This window comes from Candidatus Babeliales bacterium (assembly GCA_035944115.1).
Taxonomy (GTDB): domain Bacteria; phylum Babelota; class Babeliae; order Babelales; family Vermiphilaceae; genus DASZBJ01.
The window spans coordinates 1-7207 of the sequence record DASZBJ010000011.1; the positions used below are offsets into that span (position 1 = coordinate 1).

Below are 7207 nucleotides of genomic sequence, written 5' to 3' on the forward strand. Positions count from 1 at the left end.
GCGCTTGACCCCAGTTACTCTGCGAAATTGTGCCTCTGATGATGATTTTAATTTTTCATATTTCATGTTCTCATAACCTTTTTTTATATAAACAGATCATGAGTATGCCATAAATTTTATGGTTTCAGAAGAGGTCTATTGTCCTATTTGATAATCCGCTCAGCAAATAACGACTATCGGCTGTAAAGGTGAGCGCACTAAGAAAATCACCTTGTGATCTCCCTATAACCACATCCCTATTTAAAACTATTAGCACCATCTTCCAATCAGTCACCGTAAAGACAGTAATTTTACCCAAACGAGATCCACAGGCACAATAGCGGCCATCTGCAGAGAAAGTAATATAATCAATAGACTCTTGTTGAGCCGAGTCTATAACTTTCATTGGCTGCCCCCACACATGCGTATCCCAAATCTCAATTGCACCATCACTCGTACCTACAACCAAATACCGACCATCTACTGAAACGGCTAAAGACGCTACTGTATTGCCAACGTCTCTCATTAGTCTGCGATCAGACCATACAGAATCAAAAGCTCCAATCATTTGACGCATCGATCCATGACCAAGTGCAGTCCGTTGCGCTTGACCACCTCTCCGACTAAGACGTGATAATTCTTGAACTGTGTCTTGGCTAACTGGTTTTGTGGATTGTCTTCTGAGCAGCTCGTCCAACTCTTTCTTATCCTCTGCCTGCATGGCCCGTATACGAGCTATTGCAGCTTGTTCCATCTCCTCACGTTCCTGCGCTGCTAACTCCTGAGCAATCCGTGCATCGCGCTCTGTTTGTTCAGCCCTAAGCCCTGCCTCACGTTGCTCCTCTTCAAATACGCCCCGTTGCTCTTTGACTTCTTCTTCTCCTGGTTCCTCTGCTGCATAAAATGGATTTGGAACCATTATCATTGCTAAAAAAAGCCCTACAATACGCGTCATGCTCCTTTTCATCAATTACCCCTTTTTTCAATAGATTATACATATTGCATTAATTATAATTAATTAGGATGATGACAATCAACAAACAGGATCAACCTGCCGCAAACATGTGGCCGCACGCGCATCTTTTATCTTTTGGCTACATTTCCCTTTTCAAACAAAAAAAAATAAGCAATGCTTAGAAACAAAAATATAATTACCATAAAGATCCCTATGGAAGAAATGTCAGGCCTTATTGATATTCTCAAACTCAATGAACCTACCGTCGAGCAAACATATGAATTTACTCCCACTTCATTTGATGAATACCTTGGCCAAGAAGAACTTAAAAAAAAATTAACGGTTTATACGCAGGCAGCAAAAATGCGTAACGAAGCGCTTGATCATTTGCTGCTCTTTGGACCCCCGGGGCTTGGAAAAACTACTCTTGCGCAAATCATGGCACATATTATGGGCGTTGATATTAAATTGTGCAGTGGGCCTATGATGGAACGCACCGGTGATTTAGTGGCAATTCTTTCTAGCCTAGAGCCACGTGATATTTTATTTATTGATGAAATCCACCGCATGAGCACTACCGTAGAAGAGGTGCTGTATAGCGCAATGGAACATTTCCGCGTTGATATCATCATTGGACAAGGGGCTGGTGCAAAATCAGTCAATCTCCCGATAAATCCCTTTACTCTCGTTGGGGCTACGACAAAAAGTGGTATGATATCCGCACCTCTGCGATCACGATTTGGTATTACTGAACGATTAGATTTTTATACAGACGAAGAACTTGCAAAAATAGTATTACAAAACGCTGTTCATCTTACTATGACCCTTGATCACTCATCAGCATTACGTATTGGACAATGTGCACGCGGAACGCCGCGTATTGCAAAAAAAATTACCCGTCGAGTGCGAGATTTTGCACAAGTCCACAATAATAACATCGCCACGCAAGAGATTGTTGAACAAGCCCTCGCTTTTTTAGGACTCGATCAAAACGGTTTAACACTTGTTGATACCATGATTATACGCACCATTCTTGAACATTTTAATGGTGGCCCGGTGGGACTAGAAACTATTGCATCAATCGTTGGTGAAGATAAAGACACTATCGAAGCGGTATACGAACCATATCTTTTACGTATGGGATATTTAGAGAAAACATCCCGCGGCAGACAGATTCCTCACAAAAAGCTGCCTTTTTTCAAAAAACAGTTTTTGGGACAAGACAGCTTCTTATAAAGACAAAACAAATCTGATTAATTACACCACACGATGTATCGACAGAGCTGTGTAAGGATGATATCCTACCCATACTAAGATAGTATTAAATAGCAATAATCAATTATTTCAGTATCTACGAGGTAATCAGCATGGCTGGTCATTCAAAATGGGCAAATATAAAGCATAAAAAAGCAAAAGAAGATTCAAAACGCGGTAAAGCGTTTACCAAACTTACCAAAGAAATTACCGTTTGCGCGCGCGAAGGTGGTGGCGATCCGGCAGGAAATGCACGACTGCGACTCCTAATGGAAAAAGCACGAGAAATTAATATGCCGCTTGAAAATACTATGCGGGCTATTAAAAAAGGAACGGGCGAACTCCCTGGTGCTCAATATGAATCGCATACCTATGAAGGATATGCTCCTCATGGTATTGCCGTTATGGTAGACACCCTTTTTGATAACAAAAATCGTATTGCTGCTGATATGCGTCGCTTGTTTTCTCGCCATGGTGGATCACTCGGTGAATCTGGATCAGTAAACTGGATGTTTGAACAACGCGGTGTCATTCGCGCAACAGGATCCAATATGACCGAAGATGAATTGCTTGAAAAACTACTCGATTATCCCATTGAAGATATCAGCAAAGATGAACAACTTTTTTCTATACAATGTGATTCAAAATCAGTAGACAAAGTGCGTCAGGCGGTAATAAGTGCAGGGCTTAAAGTTGAAGAAGCTGAACTTGAATGGATAGCAAAATCAACGATCTCGCTTCCTGAAGAACAAGCACAAAAAGTATACGATTTTTTAACTGAACTTGATGATCATGAAGATGTTCAAAATGTTTATACTAATTTAGAATAAAAAGGATACTATGATACGCAGTATGACCGGCTTCAGTTCACGAGTGTTTCCACTTGTAGTTGCCGATAATAATAAAACAACATTGTCGATAAGTATTAAATCACTTAATTCACGTTATTTTGAAGTAAGCTGTAAACTGCCGTATCAACTGAATAACTTAGAAACTGATATCACAAAATTATTGAAAAGCCATCTCCTGCGTGGGCACATCTATATTACTATTTACGCAAGCAACCAAGCGTTTTTTAAAGCTGCGGTTGAGCCATCTTTACCGATCATCAAAGACTACCTAAAAGCAATTGAACAAATTAAACAGAACTACCCAATCTCTGGAGATCTTTCTCTTTCTGATTTGCTGCAACTTCCAAATGTATTTGCGACCGAAGAACAATCGATTGATGAAACAACAAAACAAACTATCATGAGCAACATCACCGAGCTCATTCAAGAACTGATTGCAGCAGAAGAAAAAGAAGGTATGGCACTCAAAAAAGACGTAGAAAGCCGTATCTCCATCATGGAACAAGAACTTGCGCGCATCGAAATCACGTCCGGCGAATTAATGAAAACACAAAAAGAAAAAGTCCAAACCGCCGTACAACAAACAATAGAGAATGAATCGATGCAAGCCGACATCCAAAAACAAGCAGCATACGCCCTACTTGATAAAATGGATATTAATGAAGAAATCGTTCGTTTTAAAACTCATTTAAAAAACTTCATCACACAGCTCACCTCCTCCCAGATTGAAGTCGGAAAACGGTTAGATTTTACCCTACAAGAAATGGGGCGTGAAATAAACACGATCGCTGCAAAATGCTCTGATGCAACCATTGCATCACATGCGATTAACATTAAAGTGGAACTAGAAAAATCTCGTGAGCAGATTCAGAATATTGTCTGAGGGCTGATACGAAAATTCTCGCCCGCTATGAAAGTTAACCGAAGACAGAAGCTTTACGATCGTCTTCGCGAGCCGCCATTGGCGTGCGTGGCGATCCAGGTTAATAAAGAAATATTTAAACAAGTTCATTATCACTTTTTTAAAGCACCCTTCGTGGTGCATCCAAGATTTATTGCAGTAGAAATACTGCAATTTTTTTTATATATTCCATGATGAAGCATGCAATGAACATATAAAATAGCAAAAAAGAGAGAGCAAGTAATGATGAAATTCAGTTCTTATTTCCTTATGTTTTTCCTTTCATTCACCCGTTGTTTTGGCCTGACATCGCAAGAGGTTATGCAGCAAACGGTTACCATTGATCTGTATTGCGTATATATAGAAAAGCAATATTACGCAGAAGGGAAAATAGCATCTCCTTATTGTGTGTTGGCGTGTGTTGTAACAGAAACAGTTGCTCGTCAAACATATTTACAAGCATCACCAGATGGTAAAGTATCGTCGGCACCTTCACTACATATTCCTCCAACTACAGAAAATCTTGATCTCAAAAACAGCGTACACTCTTTTTTATCAAATCCATCACCAGAAAAAGATGACGGGATACATATACAGAACGGGATATTGAAAGCCGTCTTTGGCAATTTCAGTGTTGGTATTGACGTCGTGGGATTAGGATGGTTTTTACTAAAAAAAATACAAGGATTCATCACAAACACCAGAGTAGAGAAGGAATTTGTTAATCAGTATAACGAATGGAAAGAAAAAGATTTTCAAAATGATGCCCTACAAATTATTAAAAGAGGTAATCAAGATCATGATGATAACGCGCTACTTTCGCAAGTAGATCAAGAAGCGATTTTATCAGAATATCATCTCTATCAGTTTGAGGGCTTTCGCTCATATATAAAAACATTTTCTCACTATGAACCATTTATAGAGCAGTTGCACAAATCTGTGTGCGATGACAATTACGCTAAAAAAAGATGGTGGAAAAAATTTCCTGGTTTCTTTTATGAAACATTTCCTGATGTTGTACAGTCACTGTATGAGCAAGCTGAGGATGAACGAGCAGATCGTAAAAAACGAGAACAAGAAGAGGAAGCTCGTAGAGATGAAGCGAGACAATTATTGCATGCACCAATGCAAGAACGTTTACGGTATTATGCAGAATATATGCATGAATGTGCAGAGGAATATGATTTTGAAGTTACATGCGGAAGATGGGATGATGATCTGCAAGAAGAGCGTTTTATTCTGCGCAGTGAAGCGATCATAAAGGCAGAAAAAAACAGTTATTGTTTGAGTACAAAAACGTATAATGTATCGCCACAGCTCGATAGTTTTTTACAAGGTCACAATCTGAATCCCGATGTTTTTAGACAATGCGAGGGATCACTTATTCAACAATGTTTCCATCAAGAAATAATTATGATTGTGGATCAAGCTGCAGCAATTAGCTCTAAGTATGAACATTTGCAAGACCCATCAGTAATTTTTTTTACTGATACGGTTGTCGATGTGGCGTCAGTTTCAGCAGAATATAATCATGCTGGGCATGTTAAACAAGCATTAATACTGATCGATTGTTGTTGGAGTTTTTTAGATTGTTCAATCGGCGTAGCGCAAGGACTATGTGACGGTACATATAAAGTTTATGACGCGGCACAAGATCCCTTTGGTACCATATTTAATATGGCGAGCAATACTGGACATCTCGTAAAAAATGGTATGTGGCATGCAGGGAGAGTGCTTTATGAATTATGTGATGTGCTCGTTGCATGTGAGACTGATAAAGGGGCTGCGGAGAAATATTTTACGCAAGCTGCTAAAAATATAGGAGCGGTTGCAACTGCTCTTGCAGATAAAATACAAAAAGTACCTTTGCAAACTGTTGCGCGTGAAGGGACTGCAATGGTAGTGGATGCCTTTCTCACTAAAAAATGTTTAGGCGCTCTGTATACATTCTATACAACAACACACAAGCAACTTATTCCTGTTATACAAGCAATCGAACGTACTGGAGAGGTGCCAGCGATTGCAGGGGTTGCTGAAATTATCGTTGCAGAAGGCGCTGCTACAACTACTCAATTATTTAAGCAAGCAGCGGATACAGTGAAGGTAGTAGGGCAGGCGGTTGGTGGTGTTGCTGGTCAAATTACAAAAGTTCCGTCAACCTACCTGGCTCGTAAAGTTAGTTATATGCTCTATAAAGAAAAGGAAATATTGGTATTGTTCTTACACTTTAAAGACGCATTAAAAATTGGTAAGGAGTATACCGGTGTAATGGGTTTTAAAAATGTTAAAATTACGGCAAGAGCACTCAAACATATTTTTGGTGTTGAAATTACAGAGAAGATGAAAAAAACTGGAATAGTTGATACTATAATACAGGGTTTTCACCATGATTTAGGGAATAAAATGAGTCACCTTATCAAGAATCCTATTGTTGATAAGGTGACGGGCGTTGTAAAGGGAACACTTGATTGTTTAGGACAGACAAAGCGTGGTAAAACATTGTTTCCTTCTTCATGGTCACGCTCAAAAGTGATGAAAAAAATCCAGGAGTCTTTATTGAATCCAAGTGAGATGCCTATATTAGATGGTAACCGTTGGGCATACATTGGCTTGACCAGTGATGGCATTAAAATTAAGACTGTTTTTGAAAAAACAGGCGAACTGGTGACAGCATATCCGATTTTAAGGGGTTGAATAGATTGCAGATGAAAATTGCAAGACTTAAGTTAAGTGATGGTTCTTATTTTCCTGCCGAACAAAGTAAAGATAACTTTTGGATTTTAGCAGGATTTCTTACTGATGATGTTAGTTGGTATGAGACATCTTCATATAGAGAATTCATAAACAATCCTCACGAGATAGAAACAGGAGGTAATTATATTATGCTTGAGAAAGAAGGTAATGACGTGTTACTTGCATGCCAGTATGATGATGATTTTGAACCATATATAAAAATGTCTCAACAGGAATTCCTTTCAATCCTTGATCAATGGGAAGCGCTTGTTAAATTGCGACCGGCAGAAATAATTATCTTTAAAAAAAACGATTCGTACATTTTAGAGGGACGAAATGCACCTTCGCAAGAATAGTTGTAAAGAGATTAAACGTGCAAATTGCCAGATTTAAATTAGGTTCTGTTGAGTTTTTAAAGATATGATTTTTTGAGGTATGATAGCACCGAAAGTTTTAGACTGAACATCTTCAAAAAATCGGCACTATCATGAAAAAAGAGTATATCAACGAAGTGGCTTGGAGCAAAATTTTAAT

General features: G+C 38.9%; 6 protein-coding genes. 5 read left to right on the forward strand and 1 reads right to left on the reverse strand.

Going from position 1 to position 7207, the window contains the following annotated elements:
- Nucleotides 1-124: 124 nt before the first annotated feature.
- The gene (locus VGT41_00680) at nt 125-946 is read right to left on the reverse strand and encodes a hypothetical protein (GenBank protein ID HEV2600787.1); all 822 of its coding nucleotides are present in this window, start codon (nt 944-946) and stop codon (nt 125-127) included.
- 201 nt (nt 947-1147) lie between these two features.
- Here VGT41_00680 and ruvB point away from each other — a divergent pair, with 201 nt between their 5' ends.
- The 5 genes from ruvB to VGT41_00705 all read left to right on the forward strand — a co-directional run bounded on the left by ruvB (nt 1148) and on the right by VGT41_00705 (nt 7029).
- Nucleotides 1148-2170 (forward strand): Holliday junction branch migration DNA helicase RuvB, encoded by a 1023-nt coding sequence (gene ruvB, locus VGT41_00685; GenBank protein HEV2600788.1) that lies wholly within the window; start codon nt 1148-1150, stop codon nt 2168-2170.
- Nucleotides 2171-2301: 131 nt separating this feature from the next.
- The gene (locus VGT41_00690; protein ID HEV2600789.1) at nt 2302-3018 is read left to right on the forward strand and encodes a YebC/PmpR family DNA-binding transcriptional regulator; all 717 of its coding nucleotides are present in this window, start codon (nt 2302-2304) and stop codon (nt 3016-3018) included.
- Nucleotides 3019-3028: 10 nt separating this feature from the next.
- Nucleotides 3029-3922: a YicC/YloC family endoribonuclease gene (locus VGT41_00695; protein ID HEV2600790.1), complete on the forward strand. Its 894-nt coding sequence runs from the start codon at nt 3029-3031 to the stop codon at nt 3920-3922.
- 261 nt (nt 3923-4183) lie between these two features.
- On the forward strand, nt 4184-6634 hold the full coding sequence (locus tag VGT41_00700) for an EndoU domain-containing protein (protein ID HEV2600791.1): 2451 nt from the start codon (nt 4184-4186) through the stop codon (nt 6632-6634).
- Nucleotides 6635-6645: 11 nt separating this feature from the next.
- Nucleotides 6646-7029: a hypothetical protein gene (locus VGT41_00705; GenBank protein HEV2600792.1), complete on the forward strand. Its 384-nt coding sequence runs from the start codon at nt 6646-6648 to the stop codon at nt 7027-7029.
- Nucleotides 7030-7207 lie beyond the last annotated feature (178 nt).